This is a genomic window from Actinomycetospora chiangmaiensis DSM 45062, assembly GCF_000379625.1.
Lineage (GTDB): Bacteria > Actinomycetota > Actinomycetes > Mycobacteriales > Pseudonocardiaceae > Actinomycetospora > Actinomycetospora chiangmaiensis.
In genome coordinates this window covers 281,164-300,945 of record NZ_KB903245.1, presented here as the reverse complement: position 1 = coordinate 300,945, position 19,782 = coordinate 281,164, and the positions used below count along the sequence as shown (strand labels likewise).

The following is a 19,782-nucleotide window of genomic DNA, read 5'->3' as shown; positions in this document are numbered from 1 at the left end:
ATGTTCTCGAGCCTCATCGCGTGGTTCGGCGCGCCCGCCCAGTGGTCGTCGGCCTCCGGCATCCCCGTCCGCCTGCTCCAGCACCTCGGCTACACCGCGCTCGCCGTGCTCGTCGGCGCGGTGATCGCCGTCCCGGTCGGCCTCTACATCGGCCACACCGACCGGGGCCGGTTCCTGGTGGTCGGGCTGGCCAACGGGCTGCGGGCGCTGCCCGAGCTCGGCGTCCTCGTGCTGTTCGTGCTGCTCCTCGGGCTCGGCCTCACCCCGGTGACGCTGGCCCTGATGCTGCTCGCGATCCCGCCCCTGCTCGCCGGTACCTACGCCGGCATCTCCGGGGTGGACCCGGCCGCGGTCGACGCCGCCCGTGGCGTGGGCATGACCGAACGCCAGGTCCTGTTCCAGGTCGAGCTGCCCAACGCCCTGCCGCTCATGGTGGCGGGGCTGCGGACCGCGACGCTGCAGGTCGTCGCCACCGCGACGATCGCCGCGTTCGTGTCCCTCGGCGGCCTCGGCCGCTACATCGTCGACGGCCAGGCCCAGCGTGACTTCACGCAGATGGCCGGCGGCGCGATCCTCGTCGCGCTCCTCGCGATCGTGCTCGAGGTCGCGCTCCAGGGGCTCCAGCGGGCGGTCACGCCCGGGGCCCGTCGTGCGCGATCCGGTTCCCGACCCCCCACACCCGCCGTCGGGACGTCCGACGTCGTCACCGCTGGAGGCTGATGCCCGTGAGACCGACCCGCGCCCTCGGCGCCGCATTCCTGGCCGCCCTCGCGCTCCTCGTCGCCGCCTGTGGCGGCGGGGGCGACCCGCTCGCGTCCCAGCCCCAGGCTCCCGCCGCGGGCGACACCATCCGCGTCGGCTCGGCGAACTTCACCGAGAACCGGCTGCTCGCCGAGATCTACGCGACCGCGCTGTCGATCCGGGGCGTCAAGGTCGAGCGCCAGTTCGGCATCGGCAGCCGCGAGACCTACTTCCCCGGGCTGCGCGACGGGTCGATCGACCTCGTTCCCGACTACACCGGCAACCTCCTGCAGTACCTCGACACGAACGCCACCGCGACCGCCCCGGCCGACGTGTACGCCCAGGTGCAGCAGAAGCTGCCGCCGAACCTCAAGGTGCTGCAGGCCAGCCCGGCCGAGGACAAGGACGCCGTGGTGGTCACCCGTGCGTTCGCCACGCAGAACAACCTCACGTCGCTCGACCAGATCGGGCCGCTGTGCGGGAACGTCGTGTTCGGCGGGCCGCCCGAGTTCCAGACCCGGCCCTACGGCATCCCGGGCATCCAGAAGTCCTACGGCTGCACGTTCAAGGAGTTCCGCTCGCTCGACGCCGGCGGCCCGCTCACCGTCGCCGCGCTGCGTGACGGCTCGATCCAGGCCGCGGACCTGTTCACCACCGACACGTCGATCCCGAACAACGACTTCGTGATCCTGCAGGACCCGAAGTCGAACTTCGCGGCGCAGCAGGTGGTGCCGCTGATCAACGCGTCCAAGCTGTCGAACCCGGCGGTGGCCGACGTGCTCAACCTGATCTCGCAGAAGATGGACACCGCGACGCTGACCGACCTCAACAAGCGTCTCGACGCGCCCGACAAGCCCGATCCCGCCCAGGTGGCCCGGGACTGGCTGTCGTCGGCCGGGATCGGATAGGTGCCTGCGGCCCGTGAGCACTTTCGGGGGCCATAGCCCCCGAAAGTGCTCACGGGGACGTCAGTCCACCTCGTCGTCGCGCGCGAGGAACACTGCGAAGCGGTCGGCCGCACCCGCGTGCTCGGGGTGGGCGTCGACGAAGGCGCGGAGGCGGTCGGCCAGCCACGCCAGGCTGACCTCCTCCTCGCCCCGTCGGTCCTCGAGCTCCTCGATGCCGCGATCCGTGAAGTACATCCGACCTGCTACTCGCCCTCGATGGCCTCGGCGATCAGCGCCTTCTGCTCCACCTCGTGCACCTTCGCGACGCCGGCCGCGGGGGCCGCCATGCGCCGGCGGGAGATGCGGCGCAGGCCGCGCAGCCGCTCGACCTTCTCCGGGAGCATGAGCCCGAGGAAGGGCCACGCGCCCTGGTTGGCCGGCTCCTCCTGCACCCAGGAGACGCTCCGGGCGTTCGAGTAGCGGCCGAGGATCGAGGTGATCTCGTCGCCGGCGATCGGGTAGAGCTGCTCGAGCCGGACGATCGCGATGTCGTCGGTCCTCCCGGCCTTCTCGCGGGCCGCGACCAGCTCGTAGTAGATCTTCCCGGCGCACATCAGGACCTTCGACGCCCCGGCGGCCTTCTCGTTCGACGAGAACGCCGGGTCGTCGAGCACCGGGTGGTAGCTGCCGGTGGTGAAGTCCTCGACCGGGCTCACGGCGGCCTTGTTCCGCAGCATCGACTTCGGGGTGAAGACGACCAGGGGGCGGCGGACCCCGTCGGTGGCGTGGCGGCGCAGCAGGTGGAAGTAGTTCGACGGCGACGACGGGAGCGCCACCGTCATCGAGCCCTCCGCGCACAGCTGCAGGAACCGCTCGATGCGGCCCGAGGTGTGGTCCGGGCCCTGGCCCTCGTGCCCGTGCGGCAGCAGCAGCACGACGTCGGAGGTCTGGCCCCACTTCGCCTCACCGGACGAGATGAACTCGTCGATGATCGACTGGGCGCCGTTGACGAAGTCGCCGAACTGCGCCTCCCAGCAGACCAGGGCGTCGTGGTTGACCACCGAGTAGCCGTACTCGAAGCCGACCGCCGCGAACTCCGAGAGCGCCGAGTCGTAGGGCATGAACTTGCCCTGGTCGGCGGTCAGGTGCCGCAGCGGGACGTACTCCTCGCCGGTCCTGCGGTCGATCAGCACGGAGTGGCGCTGGGTGAAGGTGCCGCGTCGCGAGTCCTGGCCCGAGAGCCGGACGAGCTTGCCGTCGATGAGCAGCGAGCCGAACGCGAGCAGCTCGGCCCACGCCCAGTCGATGCCCTCGGCGGTCTCGGTGGAGGCGGCCTTGCCGCGGCGCTCCAGGACCGGCTTGACGCGCGGGTGGACGCTGAATCCCTCGGGGGGCTCGGCGAACGCCCGGGCGATCCGCTGGATGACCTCGAGCGGCACCTTGGTCTGCAGCGAGTTCGGGACCGCCTGCTCCCACTCGACCGACGGGCTGGGCTCGATCTCGGCCTTCTCCAGCTCGCGGACCTCGTTGAAGACGTGCTCGAGCTGGCTGCCGTAGTCGCGCAGCGCGTGCTCGGCCTCGTCCAGCGAGATGTCGCCGCGGCCGATCAGCGACTCGGTGTAGGTCTTGCGCACCGAGCGCTTGGCGTCGATGACGTCGTACATCTCCGGCTGGGTCATCGAGGGGTCGTCGCCCTCGTTGTGGCCGCGCCGGCGGTAGCAGACCATGTCGATGACGACGTCGGAGTTCCACCGCTCGCGGAACTCGACGGCCAGGCGCGCCACCCAGACGCAGGCCTCGGGGTCGTCGCCGTTCACGTGGAAGACCGGCGCGTCGATCATCTTCGCGACGTCGGTGCAGTAGTGCGTCGAGCGGGTGTGCTCCGGGGCGGTGGTGAAGCCGACCTGGTTGTTCACCACGACGTGCACGGTGCCGCCGGTGCGGTAGCCGCGCAGCAGCGCCAGGTTCAGCGTCTCGGCGACCACGCCCTGGCCCGCGAACGCGGCGTCGCCGTGCATGGCGACCGGCATGACGGTGAAGCCCTCGGGGCCCTTGTCGAGCATGTCCTGCTTCGCGCGGACGATGCCCTCGAGCACGGGGTCGACGGCCTCGAGGTGCGACGGGTTGCTCGTGAGGGAGACCGTGGTCTCGCCGTCGCCGAACATCCGGAAGAACTTGCCCTCGGCGCCGAGGTGGTACTTCACGTCGCCGGAGCCGTGGGCCTGGCCCGGGTCGAGGTTGCCCTCGAACTCGCGGAAGATCTGCGAGACCGGCTTCCCGACGATGTTGGCGAGCACGTTCAGCCGGCCGCGGTGCGGCATGCCGATGACGACCTCGTCCATCTCGTGCGCCGCGGCCTCGTCGAGCACCGCGTCCAGCAGCGGGATGACGGTCTCGGCGCCCTCGAGGGAGAAGCGCTTCTGGCCGACGTACTTGGTCTGCAGGAAGGCCTCGAACGCCTCGGCGGCGTTGAGCTTCGACAGGATGTACTTCTGCTCGGCCGCCGACACCTTCTCGTGCGGCACCTCGATGCGCTCCTGGAGCCAGGCGCGCTTCTCGGGGTCGAGGATGTGCATGTACTCGACGCCGATCGTGCGGCAGTACGAGTCGCGCAGCACCCCGAGGATGTCGCGCAGCTTCATGCAGGAGCGGCCCGCGAAGCCGTCGACCGGGAACTCGCGGTCGAGGTCCCACAGCGTCAGCCCGTGGCTCTGGATGTCCAGGTCGGGGTGCTTGCGCTGCGGGTGGTCCAGCGGGTCGGTGTCGGCCATCAGGTGGCCGCGGTTCCGGTAGGCGTCGATCAGCTCGAGGATGCGGGCCGTGCGGTCGATGTTCGACTCGGGCAGGTCCTGCACCCAGCGGATCGGCTCGTAGGGGATCCGCAGCGACGCGAAGATGTCGTCGTAGAAGCCGTCCTCGCCGAGCACGAGGTGGTGGATGCGCCGCAGGAAGTCGCCGGACTCGGCGCCCTGGATGATCCGGTGGTCGTACGTCGAGGTCAGCGTGATGATCTTGCTGATGCCCATGTTCGCCAGGCGCTCGTCGCTGGCGCCCTGGAACTCGGCGGGGTACTCCATCGCGCCGACGCCGACGATCGTGCCCTGGCCGACGGTGAGGCGCGGCACCGAGTGGTTGGTGCCGATGGTGCCGGGGTTGGTGAGGCTGATCGTCACCCCGGAGAAGTCCTCGGTGCCGAGCTTGCCCGAGCGCGCCTTGCGGACCATGTCCTCGTAGGCGGCCCAGAACTGCGCGAAGTTCATGTTCTCGCAGCCCTTGAGGGCCACGACCACCAGCGAGCGCGAGCCGTCCTTGCCCGGCAGGTCCATCGCCAGACCGAGGTTCACGTGCCCGGGGTCGACGACGGCGGGCTTGCCCTTCGCGTCCGACCCGTAGTGGCGGTTCATGTTCGGGAACTGCGCGAGCGCCCGGACCATCGCGAACCCGAGCAGGTGGGTGAAGGAGACCTTCCCGCCGCGGGTGCGCTTGAGGTGGTTGTTGATGACGATGCGGTTGTCGGCGAGCAGCTTCGCCGGGACGGCGCGCACGCTCGTCGCCGTCGGCAGCTCGAGCGACGCCTGCATGTTCTTGGCGATCGCGTTCGCGGCGCCCCGCAGCGGCGTCACGGTCTCGGTGGAGGACGCGCCGTCGTCGGAGGCCTTCGCCGGCGTGGTCGAGCCCGCGGCCGGCTTGCTCTCCTTCGGCTCGTCCTTCGACGGCGCGGGGCGGGACGCCTGCTCGGTCGTCGCGGCCGGCCTGGCGGGCGCGCTCCCGTTCGACGAACCGGACGACGAGCCGTTCGACGTCGCGGTCTTGGCCGCACCACCGGTGCCGGACCCGCTCGACCCGCTGGAGCCGTTGCGCTCGGTGCGGCTCGCACCGGACCCGGCCGAGCCCGAGGCGGACCCGTTGCCCGCGGCGCCGGAGGCCCCGTTGCCGGACGTCCCGGTGGAGGACGCCGACCCGGCGCCCGCGACGGAGGACCCGTCGTCGGGCGCGTAGTCGGCGAAGAACTCGTGCCACGCGGCGTCGACGGAGTTCGGGTCCGCGAGGTAGCGCTGGTACATCTCGTCGACCAGCCACTCGTTGGGACCGAACTGGGCTGCCGGGCTGCTCGTCGACACGGCTGGAGATCGCCTCAATCACGTGCGGGAGTGGAAACGGACACCAGATTAGCCCCACCCGCGCGCGCGGGTGGGGGCCGTGTCGCCCACTGCACCGGTTCACGAACGGGTCACACCCCGCGGCCGTCGGCGGGCCTTCCGCGGCGCCCGGCGGGCGGGGTCGGTCGGGCGGGTCCACGCGCCGCAGGACCGGCGTCCTCGGTCACGGGCCGCCGCGGACGCGCCCCACGGATGCGGAGCGTGTCCGAACCGGTACGGGGGGTGGCTGCGGAGGCCCAGTCACGGGGTCGTGGCGTCGAGGGGGTGTCACGACCCCGTGCCCACCTCCACGGTGCCGAGCTCGACGAGCTCCTCCGCGTCGTCCGCGGTCGCCGCGCCGGTGTGCCACAGCAGGGCGTAGCGGCCGTCGCGGGCGAGCAGCTCCTCGTGGCTGCCCTCCTCGACGATGCGCCCGCCGTGCAGCACCACGATGTGGTCGGCCCGGGCCGCGGTGGCGAGCCGGTGGGCGACAACGAACGTCGTGCGGCGCGCCGCCACGCGGTCGCCCGCGGCGAGCACGGCCGACTCCGTGGCGGGATCGAGCGCCGCGGTCGCCTCGTCGAGCAGGAGCAGCGCCGGGTCGACCAGCTCGGCGCGGGCCAGGGCCACGAGCTGACGCTGGCCGGCCGACAGCCCGCCGCCGCGCTCGCCGACGGGCTGGCGGAACCCGGCGGGCAGTGAGCGCACGACGTCGAGGGCGCCGACCCGCCGGGCCGCCTCCTCGATCTGCGCGGGCGTGGCGTCCGGGCGTCCGTAGGCGATGTTGGAGGCCACGTCGCCGACGAAGAGGTGCGCCTCCTGCGGCACGACGCCGAGGCGGCGGCGCAGACCGGCGAGGTCGTAGTCGCGCACGTCGACCCCGTCGATCAGCACCGAGCCCCGCGTGGCGTCGTAGAACCGCGCGACGAGCTTCACCACGGTCGACTTGCCCGCTCCGGTGGCCCCGACGAGCGCCACCGTGCGGCCCGCCGGCACGTGCAGGGACACGTCGACGAGCGCGGGGGTCCCGTCGGAGCCCGCGTAGGAGAACCCGACGTCACGCAGGTCGACGTCGCCGCGCAGGGCGCCCACCGGCACCGGGTCGGTGGCGGCGGGCACGGTGGTCGGCGTGCGCAGCAGTTCGGAGATCCGGGTGAGGCCCACCCGCGCCTGCTGGTAGCCGTCGAAGACCTGGGAGAGCTGCTGGACCGGGCCGAAGAACATGGTCAGGTAGAGCAGGAAGGCCACGAGCACGCCCGACGACAGGTCGCCGCCCGCGACCCGCGCCGCGCCGACGCCGAGCACGGCGGCCTGCGCGAGGTCGGAGAGCAGGTTCGCGCCCGGGAAGTACGTGGCGATGAGCCGCTGGGCCCGCAGGCGCGCGCGGCGGTAGGCGTCCGAGTTGTCGGCGAAGTGCGCGGCCGAGCGCTCCTCGTGGGTGTGGGCCTGGGCGACCCGCAGCCCGGCGACGTTCTCCTGCAGGTCGGCGTTGACCACGCTGACCCGTTCCCGGGCCTCGGCGTAGGCCACCGAGGAGAGTCGCCGGAAGACGAGGGTCGCGACGACGAGCACCGGCATCACCGAGAGCGCGACCAGCGCCAGCTCGACGTCGGTGAGCAGCAGCGCGGTGGCGACGCCGACGACGGTCAGCAGGGCCACGACCGCCTGGGCGAGCCCCGTCTGCAGGAACGACGAGAGCGCGTCGACGTCCGTCGTCATCCGCGTCATGATCCGGCCGCCGAGCTCGCGCTCGTAGAAGTCGAGCCCGAGGCGCTGCAGGTGGGCGAAGCTGCGCACGCGCAGCAGGTAGAGCCGGCTCTCGCCGACACGCGCGGTCAGCACCGTCTGGAACCAGACCACCACCCAGTCGACGAGCACCACCGCGAGGCCGATCCCGACGGCGAGGGCCAGGACCGACGGCGACCGGCCGTTGATCCCGCCGTCGACGGCGACCCGGGCGAGGCTGGGGAAGGCGAGGGTGGCGAGCGCGTCCAGCGCGACCAGCACGATGACCCCCGCCAGCGCCCAGCGGACCGGGCGCAGCAGGCGGCCGAGGCGGAACCCGGGGTCGGCGGCCGTCGGGTCCTCCCCGTAGAGCACGGGCCGCTCGTCGGCGGGCGGGAGCGTGGCCAGCGCCGTCTCCATCTCGCGCGAGGCGACGCTGCCGTCGAGGCCGGCGCTCACGCCGCGGTCGCCGGGCGGGGCGTCGGCGCCGTCCGCCGGGGTGGCCGTGGGCCACAGCTCGGGCGTGACGCCGTCGGGGCCCGGGAGGTCGGGCTCCGGGCGACGGACGGCCTCGTCGATCTGCTCGCCCGGCCCGGCGAGCAGCGCGGTGAACAGCGCGCAGCGCTCGGTCAGCTCGGCCGCCGTCCCGACGTCGACCACCCGGCCCGCGTCGAGGACCGCGATCCGGTCCGCGAGCACGAGGGTGGAGCGGCGGTGCGCGATCACGAGCGTCGTGCGCTCGGCGGTGACCGCCTGCAGCGTCTCGCCGATGGCGGCCTCGGTGGCGGCGTCGACCGCGCTGGTCGCGTCGTCCAGCACGAGGACGCGGGGGTCGTAGAGCAGGGCACGCGCGAGGGCGATGCGCTGGCGCTGCCCGCCGGAGAGCGTCAGGCCGCGCTCGCCGACGCGGGTGTCGTAGCCCTCGGGCAGCTCGGAGACGAACCCGTCGGCCTGGGCCGCCCGGGCGGCCGCGCGGACCTGCTCGTCGGTGGCGTCGGGGCAGCCGTAGGCGATGTTGGCCCGCACCGTGTCCGAGAAGAGGAAGGCCTCCTCGAAGACCACGCCGACGGTGCGGCGCAGGGAGGTGAGCGACAGGTCCCGCACGTCGGCGCCGCCGACCCGGACGGCACCCTGCTGCACGTCGTAGAAGCGGGGGATGAGCAGCGCGACCGTCGACTTGCCCGAGCCCGCCGTCCCGATGACCGCGAGCGTCTCGCCCGGCTCCACGCGCAGCGACAGCCCGTCGAGCACCGGCTCCGAGCGGGCGTACCCGAAGCGCACGTCGTCCAGCTCGAGCGGTACCGGCCCGGCCGGCACGGGCACCCGTCCGGGCGCCTCGGCGTCGGCCACGATGTCGGGCTGGGAGTCGATCAGCTCGTACACGCGCTCGACGCCGGAGCGGGCGAGCTGCCCGACGACGACGAGGCCGGCGACCATGCGCGCGGGGCCGATGAGGGCGGCGATGTAGGTGGTGAACGCGAGGAACACGCCGACGGTGATCTGACCCGTGAGCGCGAGCCCGCCCCCGAGCGCGAACACCACGAGCTGGCCGACCGTGGGCAGCGCGGCGAGCGTGGGCGTGAGGCGGGCGGTGAGGCGGGCGGCGCGCAGCCGGTCCCCGTAGAGCTCGCCCGCGAGCCGCGCCAGCCGCGCGGTCTCCCGCTCCTCCTGCCCGAAGCCCTTGACCACCCGGACGCCGGTGACGGTCTCCTCGACCCCCTGGGCGACCTCGGCCGCGCGCTGCTGCGCCGCCCACGTGGCGGGGTAGAGCTTGCGGCGCATCACCGTGGTGAAGGCCAGCGCCACCGGCAGCGTCACCAGGGCGACGAGCGTGAGCAGGGGCGACAGGAACAGCATGATCACGACGGAGACCACGACCTGCGCGAGCGTGCCCACCGAGTACGGCACCATCCCGAGCAGGCCCTGGACCTGCTGCAGGTCGGAGTTCGCGCGCGAGACCACCTGCCCGGTGCGCAGTGCGTCCTGGCGCGGCCCGTCGAGCCGGGAGATCGAGCCGAACACCCGGCGCCGCAGGTCGTGCTGCACCGAGAGCGAGAGCCGCCCGCCGAGGTAGCGCCGCAGGAACGCCATGCCGAACTTGATCGTCGCGAGGACGACGAAGGCCGCCACGATCAGCCCGAGGCCCTGGGTGGAGCCACGGACGGCACGGTCGACCGCCACGGCCGTGAGCAACGGACCGATCGACTCGAGGCTCACCCCCAGCACGGAGGCGCCCACCGACGCGACGGTCAGTCCACGGTGTCGCCAGCAGTCGCGCGCGAGGCGGGCCACCCATCCGGTGGTCCCGCCGCTGGGTCTCTCGGAGTCCGGCACGAACGCCAGGCTAGGTGGGGGGTCCGACACCGTGCCCGTCGGAGATCGTGGTAACAATGTCACGTGCAGCTCCGCGTCCGCATCGACCCGTTCTGGGTGAGCCGGCGCGCGGACACGTTCGACCAGTTCTGTCGCTGACGGTCGACCTCCGTTCCCCGCGCGCGGCCCTGTGCCCCGGGGAGCGTCTCCCGCGGCCGGAGTGCCGGTCGCGCACCCCCTGAGGCGTCGTCATGACTGCAGTCCTGCCTGCCCGGTCCTTCCTGCCCCGCACCCTCCACGGTGACCGTCGCCGCTGGCACGACGGCCCGACCCCGGTGAGCCTGGCCGACCTCACCTCGCTGACCCGCCAGGTCGCCGCCGAGGTCGTCGCCGGCCACCACGACGTGCGCATCGACGCGGCCAACCGCTGGTCGCGCCGGCTGCACGCCGACCCCCACCTCGACGTCTGGCTGATCAGCTGGGCCACCGAGCAGGCCGCCGAGCTCCACGACCACGGCGGCTCCCTCGGCGCGCTGACCGTGGTCAGCGGCGAGCTCACCGAGTGGCGCTGGAGCGCCGGCCAGGCCGACGACCACCTCGCCACCGCCGAGGAGATCGCCTCGCGGGGCCCCGGCCTGCGACGCCGGGTCCTGACGGCGGGTGGCGGCGCGGCCTTCCCGCTGGGTCACGTGCACGACGTGTCGAACCGGCGCGCCGAGGCCGCCGTCAGCGTCCACGCGTACTCGCCGCCGCTCTCGGCGATGTCGTACTACGCCGTCGAGCGCGGCACCCTGACCCGGACGCGCTCCGAGCTCGTGGAGCCGGGAGCATCGCCCGAGTGACCACGATCGCCGACGTCCTCGCCGCCGCCCGCGCCCGGCTGACGCGCCTGGAGCCCGCCGACGCGGCCCGGGTGGTCGACGAGGGCGGCCGGCTCGTCGACATCCGCCCCGGGTGGCAGCGGGTCGCGGAGGGCGAGGTGCCCGGCGCCGTCGTCATCGAGCGCAACCACCTCGAGTGGCGGCTCGACCCGGCGTCGGACGCCCGCATCCCCGAGGCGACCGACCACGACGTGCCGTGGGTGGTGCTGTGCTCCGAGGGCTACACGTCCTCGCTGGCCGCCGCGGCCCTGCAGGATCTCGGCATCCACCGCGCGACCGACGTCGTCGGGGGCTTCCGGGCGTGGGAGGCGGCCGGCCTCCCCACCGCACCCGGCACCGGCGAGCCGCCGGACTACGCGCGGGGTGCGCACCGCCACTGAGCAGCCGTCACCGGGCCGCCGCCGCTGAGCCCATGATCACCGGTCCCTGACGGGGCTCGCGGTGGGTCCGGGGGACCGCTGAGGGGCCGTTGATCACTCGCGGGCCCGCCGCGGCCACCCCCGCAGCGCGCGCCACCGGGCTCACAGGCGCGTCGCACTCCGGACGATCGCGTCCGCGTCGATGTCGTGCAGGGCGTGCGCGGCCGCGAGGTCGGAGGACTGCCCGAACCCGCTGACGCCGAGGTGCTCGGCGCGCACCCCGTGCACGCCCGCGAGGAACGCGAGCGTGTGCGGGTGCCCGTCGAGGACGGTGACCAGCGGCGCGGCCCGGTCGACCGGGAAGCAGGCGTCGAGGATCCAGCTCGGGTCCCCGGTGTCGGACCGGCGCGCCCGCACGGCCCGGAACAGCCGGTCGGCGCTGGTCACGACGACGACGTCCGCGGGGATCCCGAGGGCGTCCAGCCGGTCCGCGGCCGCCAGCGCGTTCGGCACCGTCGGGCCCACGGCCGCGATCGTCACGCGCGGAGCCGACGAGGCCCGCCGCAGCACGTACCCACCGGCCACGACCTGGCGCCGCCGCTCTTCCCGCGCCGCCGGGTCGTCCGGCACCGCGGCGAGCGACTGGTCGACCGGCGCGGTGGACAGCCGCAGGTACGACGACGAGCCGTCGGGGCGTCCGAGCCGGCCCAGCCCGTCGAGGAGGCACCACGTCACCTCGATCGCGAACGCGGGCTCGAACGCCACGCAGCCCGGCTGCTCCAGCCCGATCGACGGGGTGGTGATCGACTGGTGCGCCCCGCCCTCCGGGGCCAGGGAGACCCCGCTCGGCGTCCCCACGAGGATCGACTGCCCGCCCGCGTAGACGCCGAACGACCACGGTTCGAGCGCCCGCGAGACGAACGGGTCGTAGAGGACCCCGATGGGCAGCAGTGGCTCGCCGTAGCGCGACCACGTCGCCCCCAGCTCGCCGAGGAGCCCCACCAGGTTCGTCTCGGCGATGCCCAGCTCGATGTGCTGACCGGTGGGCCGCTCCCGCCAGTGCAGGATCGTCTCGGCGTCGTCGTCGAACCAGTCGCGGCGCTCGGAGGCCGCCCACGACCCGACCTTGTTCAGCCAGCCGCCGAGGTTCGTCGACGAGGCGACGTCGGGGGAGCAGGTCACGACGCGGCGGGCGGCCTCCGGGGCGGAGCGGGTGAGGTCGAGGAGGGCACGCCCGAGGGCCTGCTGGGTGTTGCCCGTTCCCGACGGCGGGCGCCCCAGGTCGGTCGGCACGCGTACCGCGGGGGCCTTCCCGACGACCGGTCGCTCGAGCCGGGCGGCGGCCGCCGCGCACAGTTCGGCCGCGGCGCTGCCGCGCGGCAGCGGCGCCCAGGGCTCGTCGAGGCTCGCACCCATCCGCGCGGCGAGTTCCCGCATCTGCGGCTCGGAGAGCAGCGTGGAGTGGTTCTGCGGGTGGCCCTGGGTCGCGAGGCCGTAGCCCTTGACGGTGTAGGCGAAGATCACCGTCGGGCGGGTGTCGTCGATGCGGGCGTAGGCGTCGAGCAGGGCCCCGAGGTCGTGGCCGCCGAGATTGCGGATGGCGGCGTGGACGCCGTCGTCGTCGATCGTCTCGAGCAGCGCCGCGAGCCGCGGCCCGTCGTCGGGAAGGCCCTGGGGGAGCCGTTCGCGCAGCTGGGCGGGGGTGCAGCGCAGGAGGCGCTGGTACTCGGGGTTGGTCATCGTGTCGATGCGGCGGCGCAGCGCGTCGCCGCCCTCGCGGGCGAACAGCTCGTTCAGCACGCGGCCGTACTTGACCGTGATGACCTGCCACCCGGCCGCCTCGAAGAGCCCCTGCAGGCGGGTGGCCGAGATGTCGGGGACGACGCGGTCGAGGGACTGGCGGTTGAAGTCGACGATCCAGGTGATCTCGCCGAGCTCGCGGACCATGGGGTCGAGGACGGCCTCCCACACGGCGCCCTCGTCGAGCTCCGCGTCGCCGACCAGCGAGAACTGGCGCCCGGTGCCGGCCTGCCCGCCCACGCCGTGGGCGTACCGGCGCGCGATCGCGCCCCAGATCGGGGCGGTGGCGCCGATGCCGACGGAGCCGGTCGAGTAGTCGACGGGATCGGGGTCCTTCGACCGCGAGGGGTAGGACTGCAGCCCGCCCTGCTCGCGCAGCGTCGTGAGGAAGCGCTCGTCCAACCGCCCGAGCAGGTGGTTGATCGCATGGAGGACGGGCGAGGCGTGCGGCTTGACCGACACCCGGTCCTCCGCGCGCAGCGCCGCGAACCACAGCGACGTCATGATCGAGACGATCGACGCCGACGACGCCTGGTGGCCGCCGACCTTGAGCCCGCCGGGGTTGGGCCGCACCCGGTTGGCGTGGTCGACGATCGCGGTGGCCAGCCAGAGCACGCGGCGCTCCACGTCGGCGAGGGCGTCGAGCGTGGGGGTCGTGGCGGTCGTCGGCTCGGTGACGCGGGCGGTCATGCCGGACATCTCAGCGACCGCGCGCACGAGAGACAAGCTGGAGAGCCGGAAGGCGCAAAGCTCGACGCGCCGAGGGCCTTCCGACGAAGATTCGTTGCATGGACGAACCTCGGGTCGCTGACGTCGACGACACCGACCACCGCCTGCTGGCCCTCCTGCGCGAGGACGGGCGGCGGACGTTCTCCGACATGGCGCCGCGGCTCGGGCTCTCGGTGGCCGCGGTGAAGCGGCGGGTCGACCGGCTCCGCGAGACCGGGGTGATCACCGGGTTCACCGTGCAGGTCGACGCGACCCGGCTCGGCTGGGGCGTCGAGGCGTTCACCGAGGTGCGGTACGCGGGCAGCACGCCGGTCGGGGACATCGTCTCGACCGCGTCGACCGTGCCCGAGGTGCAGGCGGTCTACACGATCGCGGGGGACCCCGACGCGCTCGTGCAGGTCCGGGCCCGCGACCTCGCCGACCTGCAGCGGGTGATCGACCGACTACGCCGCGCGGGGACGATCACCGGGACGAAGACATTGATGGTGCTGGGGCGCTGGACGCGGGCATGATGCGCGCGTGGCTGCCGAGACCTGGATCACCGAACTGACGCCGTTGTCGTTCCTGCGGCGTTCGGCGGGGGTCTACCCCGACAAGACGGCGATCGTCCACGGGGCGTCTCGCTGGACCTACGCCGAGTTCGCGCGCGACGCGCAGCGGCTCGCCCGGGGACTACGGGCCTCGGGGGTGGCGCCCGGCGACCGGGTCGCCTGCCTGCTGCCGAACGTCCCCGCGATGCTGCACGCGCACTTCGGGGTGCCGTTGGCCGGCGCGATCCTCGTCGCGGTGAACACCCGACTCTCGGCCGAGGAGGTCCGCTACATCCTCGACCACTCCGGGGCGACGGTGCTGGTGGTCGACTCGACGCTGCTCGCCGCGGTGGACCCGGTCCGCGAGTCGTTGGAGACGGTGCGCGAGATCGTCGTGCACGTGGACCCGGAGGGTCCGGACGCCGGATCGGCGGAGGACGGCTACGCGGCGCTGCTCGCGCGCGGCGACGAGGGCGACGACCTCTCCTGGGACATAACCGACGAACGCTCGACGATCACGATCAACTACACGTCCGGCACCACCGGCAAGCCCAAGGGCGTGCAGTACCACCACCGCGGGGCGTACCTGAACTCCTTCGGCGAGATCGTCCACAGCTATCACGACCCGTCGAGCGTCTACCTGTGGACGCTGCCGATGTTCCACTGCAACGGCTGGTGCACGCCCTGGGCGATCACCGCCATCGGCGGCACCCACGTGTGCCTGCGCGAGGTGCGCGGCGACGTGATCTGGCGGCTCATCGGCGAGCACCGCGTCACCCACCTCAACGGCGCCCCCACGGTCGTCACGACGATCATGAACGCGGCCGAGGCCCGCGAGCTCGACTACGCCCTCGTCGTCACGACGGCGGGTGCGCCGCCCAGCCCGACGACGATCCTCGAGATGGAACGGCTCGGCTTCCGGGTGGTGCACGTCTACGGGCTCACCGAGGTCTACGGCCCGTACACCGTGTGCCAGTGGCAGGACGACTGGGCCGCGCTCGACCCGACGGAGCGGGCGAAGCTGCAGGCCCGGCAGGGCGTCGCGATGGTGCAGGCGGACCCGGTGCGCGTCGTCGAGGTGCTGGGCGAGGATGTGACCGACTGGGCGTCGGTCGACCTCGTCGACGTCCCCGCGGACGGTTCGACGATGGGCGAGATCGTCATGCGCGGCAACAACGTGATGAGCGGCTACTACCGCGACGACGAGGCGACGGCCAAGGCGTTCGCCGGTGGCTGGTACCACTCCGGCGACCTCGGGGTGATGCACTCCGACGGCTACGTCGAGCTCCGCGACCGCGCCAAGGACGTGATCATCTCCGGCGGCGAGAACATCTCGACCGTCGAGGTGGAGCAGGCCGTCCTCTCGCACCCCGCCGTGCTCGAGGCCGCCGTGGTGGGCGTGCCCGACGAGCGGTGGGGCGAGCGCCCGAAGGCCTTCATCACCCTGCGCCAGGGGCGGACGGTCGAGCCGGACGAGGTCGTCGAGCACGTCAAGACGCAGATCGCCCGCTACAAGGCCCCGCGCGAGGTCGAGGTGATCGAGGAGCTGCCGAAGACCTCGACCGGCAAGATCCAGAAATTCGAGCTGCGCGCCAAGGAGTGGGGCGGGCAGGAGCGGAAGATCTAGCAGGTGCGCTGCGCGCCCGTGAGTACTTGTCCGTGCCCCGGCACGGATCACTGCTCACCGGGCGTGAGCCACCCTGGTGCGGGGAACGCACTCCCGACCGTGCACCATGCAGAGGACGAGATCGGGAGCGAGCACCGTGAGCGAGCAGTACGAGGCCGTCGTCGACAACGACACCAGCCCCCTCGACGACGAGCCGTCGGTCGTGCTCGACGAGGACCGGCTCGGCACCGACCCGCTCGAGGACGGGATGGACACCGCGGAGGACTACAGCCGCGACGTCAAGCTGGGCGGCGACGACAACGACCCGGAGCGCGACTCCATCGCCTACCGCCTCCCGCAGGAGGAGCCCGACGTCGTCGACGGGCTCGAGGAGCCCCCGGGCCGCCCCATCGCGGCGACCCCGGCGATGGAGCTCGACGAGACGGTGGACGACCCCGAGAACGCCGTCGACGGCGTGGGCGACTTCGGCACCACCGGTGCCCCGGTCGCCGACCCGCTCGACCCCGACGGCGCCGTCGAGGCGCAACTCGGGGGCGAGGTCCAGGTCGGGCTGTCCTCGGCCGCCGACGCCGCCGAGGAGACCGGGCTGCCGGCCGACGACCGGGTCGGCGAGGTGGCCGCGGTGGAGAACGAGTGGCCCACCGAGGGTGCCGAGCAGCAGGCGCTGCACGTGGACCAGGAGAGCTGAGACCGCTGGAGCTCCCCGCCGCCCTCCGCGACCGCCGCCTCCTCACCGGGGCGGGGGCGGTCCTGCTCGTCCTCGTCGTGTTCGCGGCCGGGGCGCTGGTGGGCGGCTGGCGGCCGTTCTCCGACGAGCCCGCCGTCTACACCTTCGGACCGGGCGGCGACCTCCCGGCGTTCACGCTGTTCGACGGGCAGTGCGCCACCGGGCGGCTGAGCGCCGGGACGACCTACACCGACGCCACCAACGCGCCGTGCGGCGACGCGCACGACATCGAGGTGGTCGGCACCGGGACGCCGCTGAACTCCAGCCGCGAGGTCAGCTACCCCGGGGCGGCGGCGTTCGCGGCGTACGGCCGCGCCTTCTGCGCCATGGTGGTCGCCTCGGGACAGGTGGCCGAGTCGGCGAGCGGGGTCGACAAGTCGGCGCTGGACGTCGCGGCCGTGGTGCCCACGCAGGCCACCTTCGACGAGCCGAACGGCACGGCCTCCGGCTCGTCGGGCGGCCGTCTGGTCTCGTGCGTGATCAGCCGTTCGGACGGTCAGAAGCTGACGGACCGCTTCTCGGTGATCTGACCCTTTCCGCTCGGTGAAGTAGGCGTTGCCCTCCATGGGGTGTGACGCGCATCATCCTGCGCCATGGCCGATGCCCCAGCAGCTCAGCTGAACGATCCCGTCGCACGGCGACGTATCAAACGTCGCGCCGTGCTCGCCAGCACCGTCGGCACCACCATCGAGTGGTACGACTTCTTCCTCTACAACACCGCCGCCGCGCTCGTGTTCGGGCCGTTGTTCTTCAACAACTCGGCGTCCGGCGGCGTCCTGCTCGCGTTCTCCACGCAGTTCGTCGGCTTCGCCGCCCGACCACTCGGGGCGGCGATCTTCGGACACTACGGCGACCGCATCGGCCGCAAGTACTCGCTCGTCGCCACCCTGCTGATCATGGGCGGCGCGACCGTGCTCATCGGTCTGCTGCCGACCTACGCCACGATCGGCGTGTGGGCGCCGATCCTGCTGACCGTGCTGCGCGTGCTGCAGGGCATCGGCGTCGGCGGTGAGTGGGGCGGCTCCGTGCTGATGGCGATGGAGTGGGGGCACCGTCGGCAGCGCGGGCTGATGGCCTCGTGGCCGCAGGCCGGGGTGCCGATCGGGCTCGCTCTCGGCACGTTCGTGGTGTGGGCGTTCGCCGGCCCCGACTTCCTCAATGGTGGGTGGCGCTGGCCCTTCCTCGCGTCGATCGTGCTGATCGCGATCGGGCTGGTCGTGCGGCTGACGGTCCTGGAGTCGCCCGCGTTCGCCGCGATGCGCTCCAGCGGTCACGTGGTGAAGATGCCGCTGGCCGAGACCCTGCGCCACCAGTGGCGCGACGTGCTCAAGGCGCTGTTCGTGCGCACCGCCGAGCAGGCGCCGTTCTACCTCTACACCTCGTTCGTGCTGGTCTACGGCACGCAGCAGCTGAAGCTGGCACGGACGGACCTGCTGCTCTACCTCATCGTCGCGGCCCTGATCGGCATCATCAGCGTGCCGTTCTTCGGCTGGCTCTCCGACGTGCTCGGCCGGCGCCTGGTCTACGGCGCGGGCGTGGTGCTCACCGGCCTGTACGCCTTCCCGTACTTCGCGCTGCTCCAGACGCGGGTCGGGGGACTGGTGATCCTCGGCATGATCCTGGGCCTGATCTTCCACGACATGATGTACGGCCCGCAGGCGGCGCTGATCTCCGAGTCGTTCGGGACCGGGGTCCGCTACACCGGCGCGGGGCTCGGCTACCAGCTCGCCTCCATCACGGCGGGTGGCCCGGCACCGCTGATCGCGACCGCGGTGCTCGCCGCCACGGGCGGCACCTTCTGGATCTCGGTCTACATCATCGCGTGCGCCGTGGTGTCCCTGATCGCGCTCGCGACGATGCACCCGCGGCCGCCGGACGAGTACGACGAGCACTCCGAGGACGGCGCCTCGCTGCCCGTGGTCGAGGGGGAGGCGGCCACGGCCTGAGCCCGAGGGGTCCGGTGTCGGTCGTGGCCGTGTGCCACGGCCGACACCGGACGTCGGCGGGTCACCACGCCCGGGGCCTGGGATCCTGGGGGCGATGTCGATCGCTCCCCTCACCCCGGACGTCCTGCTCGACCGGCTCGCCGAGGCCGTGCACGCGCTGCCCGTTCCCGACGGGGCCGTGCGGGTCCTCGTGGACGGTGCGGCCGCCGCGCGGCCCGACCGCTGGGCCGACGGGCTCGTCGACCGGCTGCAGCGGCTCTCCCGGCCGGTGCTGCGGGTGTCGGCGTGGGACTTCCTGCGCCCGGCGTCGGTCCGCCTCGAACGGGGCCGCACCGACCCGGACGCCTTCTACGACGACTGGCTCGACGCGGGCGCCCTCGTGCGCGAGGTGCTGGCCCCCGCCGTCGTCGGGAAGCCGGTCCTCCCGCGGCTGTGGGACGTGGCGACCGACCGTGCGGTGCGCGCCGAGCGGGTGCCGCTCGGCCCCCGGGGCGTGGTGATCGTCGACGGGCCGCTGCTGCTCGGGCGCGGGCTGCCGGCGGAGCTCGAGGTGCACGTCGCCATGTCGACGGCGGCCCTCGCGCGGCACACGCCCGACGACGAGGCGTGGACGCTGCCGGCGTACGCCCGGTACGACGAGGAGGTCGCGCCGCAGGACCTGGTGCCGTTCGTCGTCCTGGCCGACCATCCGGACCGCCCGGCCCTGAAGACGCCCTGACCCCGCCCCGGGTGGCAGCAAGGCGTCGTTGCTTGCATCCAGTGGCAGGAAGGCCACATCGTCGTCGCCGTGCAGATCGCGTTCACCTTCACACGCCTCGCCGTGATCGTCCGCCGCTGGTTCGAGATCGGGCCGGACGCGACGATGGAGCACGGCACCCGGGTGGAGCTGCGGCTGCTGGAGCCGCAGCCGCACCGCGGCACCGAGTCCGCGGCGCAGCGGCTGGTCGTCGACGGCGCGGTGTGGCGGGCGGACCTCTTCGACCGGCTCGACCGCCCCGCCGGCTCGTTCTCGGCGGCGCACCACCACCCGACGTTCGACGGGGTCGAGCCCTCGGACCGGGTGTGGTCCGACGCCCTGACCGCCGACCCGTGGGGGTGGCTCGCCGCGCAGCTCACCGACGTCGCGACCCTGCTGCGGGAGGCGGGACACGACCCGGCGCTCGCCGACGACGACGCCGAGGACCTCCGCGAGCAGGTGCCCCACATCGTCGCGACCGCCCGCCGCTTCGGCCCGGAGGACCCGATGTCGCGCGACGGCGACTTCCGCCTGACCCGGGACGCCGCCGAGCGGGTCCGCCGCATGCTCGACCTCATCGACGCGCCCACCCCGGCCGTCCGGGACCACCTCCGGCCGTGGCTCGAGCAGGCCTGACCCCTC

At 73.2% G+C, this 19,782-nt stretch carries 15 protein-coding genes; 11 read left to right on the top strand and 4 right to left on the bottom strand.

The window, feature by feature from the left end:
- Together A3CO_RS0125510 and A3CO_RS0125505 are read left to right on the top strand one after the other, a co-directional pair.
- A complete protein-coding gene (locus A3CO_RS0125510; protein WP_018335099.1) occupies window positions 1–720 on the top strand; it encodes an ABC transporter permease in 720 nt (239 codons plus the stop codon).
- Window positions 720–1,649: an ABC transporter substrate-binding protein gene (locus A3CO_RS0125505; protein WP_018335098.1), complete on the top strand. Its 930-nt coding sequence runs from the start codon at window positions 720–722 to the stop codon at window positions 1,647–1,649. The genes A3CO_RS0125510 and A3CO_RS0125505 overlap by 1 nt, the downstream gene beginning before the upstream one ends.
- Window positions 1,650–1,709: 60 nt before the next feature.
- Here A3CO_RS0125505 and A3CO_RS38820 read toward each other — a convergent pair whose 3' ends face one another.
- The 3 genes from A3CO_RS38820 to A3CO_RS34325 form a co-directional block, all read right to left on the bottom strand.
- Window positions 1,710–1,883 carry a DUF6104 family protein gene (locus A3CO_RS38820; protein ID WP_018335097.1) on the bottom strand — a complete coding sequence of 58 codons (174 nt, stop codon included), beginning with the start codon at window positions 1,881–1,883 and terminating at the stop codon, window positions 1,710–1,712.
- A gap of 8 nt (window positions 1,884–1,891) precedes the next feature.
- On the bottom strand, window positions 1,892–5,749 hold the full coding sequence (locus tag A3CO_RS0125495) for a multifunctional oxoglutarate decarboxylase/oxoglutarate dehydrogenase thiamine pyrophosphate-binding subunit/dihydrolipoyllysine-residue succinyltransferase subunit (RefSeq protein ID WP_018335096.1): 3,858 nt from the start codon (window positions 5,747–5,749) through the stop codon (window positions 1,892–1,894).
- 306 nt (window positions 5,750–6,055) lie between these two features.
- Entirely contained in the window at window positions 6,056–9,826 is a 3,771-nt protein-coding gene (locus A3CO_RS34325) for an ABC transporter ATP-binding protein (protein ID WP_425393422.1), read from the bottom strand.
- A gap of 230 nt (window positions 9,827–10,056) precedes the next feature.
- Between A3CO_RS34325 and A3CO_RS0125485 the strand changes: the two genes are divergently transcribed.
- On the top strand, window positions 10,057–10,647 hold the full coding sequence (locus A3CO_RS0125485; RefSeq protein ID WP_026205006.1) for a cysteine dioxygenase: 591 nt from the start codon (window positions 10,057–10,059) through the stop codon (window positions 10,645–10,647).
- Entirely contained in the window at window positions 10,644–11,066 is a 423-nt protein-coding gene (locus A3CO_RS0125480) for a rhodanese-like domain-containing protein (RefSeq protein WP_018335093.1), read from the top strand. The genes A3CO_RS0125485 and A3CO_RS0125480 overlap by 4 nt, the downstream gene beginning before the upstream one ends.
- 141 nt (window positions 11,067–11,207) lie before the next feature.
- Here A3CO_RS0125480 and A3CO_RS0125475 read toward each other — a convergent pair whose 3' ends face one another.
- On the bottom strand, window positions 11,208–13,535 hold the full coding sequence (locus A3CO_RS0125475) for a transketolase-like TK C-terminal-containing protein (protein ID WP_051086093.1): 2,328 nt from the start codon (window positions 13,533–13,535) through the stop codon (window positions 11,208–11,210).
- A gap of 98 nt (window positions 13,536–13,633) precedes the next feature.
- On the opposite strand from A3CO_RS0125475, the gene A3CO_RS0125470 reads away from it, so the two are divergent.
- From A3CO_RS0125470 to A3CO_RS34315, 7 genes are all read left to right on the top strand, one after another.
- Window positions 13,634–14,086 (top strand): Lrp/AsnC family transcriptional regulator, encoded by a 453-nt coding sequence (locus A3CO_RS0125470; RefSeq protein WP_018335091.1) that lies wholly within the window; start codon window positions 13,634–13,636, stop codon window positions 14,084–14,086.
- Window positions 14,087–14,093: 7 nt separating this feature from the next.
- Window positions 14,094–15,731, top strand: coding sequence for an acyl--CoA ligase family protein (locus A3CO_RS0125465; RefSeq protein WP_018335090.1), 1,638 nt, complete (start codon window positions 14,094–14,096; stop codon window positions 15,729–15,731).
- A gap of 136 nt (window positions 15,732–15,867) precedes the next feature.
- Entirely contained in the window at window positions 15,868–16,419 is a 552-nt protein-coding gene (locus tag A3CO_RS36335; protein WP_018335089.1) for a hypothetical protein, read from the top strand.
- 77 nt (window positions 16,420–16,496) lie between these two features.
- Window positions 16,497–16,988 (top strand): hypothetical protein, encoded by a 492-nt coding sequence (locus A3CO_RS0125455; protein WP_018335088.1) that lies wholly within the window; start codon window positions 16,497–16,499, stop codon window positions 16,986–16,988.
- 129 nt (window positions 16,989–17,117) lie between these two features.
- A complete protein-coding gene (locus A3CO_RS0125450; protein ID WP_018335087.1) occupies window positions 17,118–18,404 on the top strand; it encodes an MFS transporter in 1,287 nt (428 codons plus the stop codon).
- Window positions 18,405–18,498: 94 nt separating this feature from the next.
- Window positions 18,499–19,122, top strand: a complete 624-nt coding sequence (locus tag A3CO_RS0125445; RefSeq protein WP_018335086.1) for a nucleoside/nucleotide kinase family protein — start codon at window positions 18,499–18,501, stop codon at window positions 19,120–19,122.
- A gap of 69 nt (window positions 19,123–19,191) precedes the next feature.
- Window positions 19,192–19,776, top strand: coding sequence for a hypothetical protein (locus A3CO_RS34315; protein ID WP_018335085.1), 585 nt, complete (start codon window positions 19,192–19,194; stop codon window positions 19,774–19,776).
- The last annotated feature ends 6 nt before the right edge of the window (window positions 19,777–19,782 follow it).

Coding starts and splice junctions, on each gene's coding strand:
- A3CO_RS38820 (WP_018335097.1), bottom strand. CDS start 1,883: ATGTACTTCACGGATCGCGGCATCGAGGAGCTCGAGGACCGACGGGGC.
- A3CO_RS0125470 (WP_018335091.1), top strand. CDS start 13,634: ATGGACGAACCTCGGGTCGCTGACGTCGACGACACCGACCACCGCCTG.
- A3CO_RS0125505 (WP_018335098.1), top strand. CDS start 720: ATGCCCGTGAGACCGACCCGCGCCCTCGGCGCCGCATTCCTGGCCGCC.
- A3CO_RS0125485 (WP_026205006.1), top strand. CDS start 10,057: ATGACTGCAGTCCTGCCTGCCCGGTCCTTCCTGCCCCGCACCCTCCAC.
- A3CO_RS0125445 (WP_018335086.1), top strand. CDS start 18,499: ATGTCGATCGCTCCCCTCACCCCGGACGTCCTGCTCGACCGGCTCGCC.
- A3CO_RS0125475 (WP_051086093.1), bottom strand. CDS start 13,535: ATGACCGCCCGCGTCACCGAGCCGACGACCGCCACGACCCCCACGCTC.
- A3CO_RS0125510 (WP_018335099.1), top strand. CDS start 1: ATGTTCTCGAGCCTCATCGCGTGGTTCGGCGCGCCCGCCCAGTGGTCG.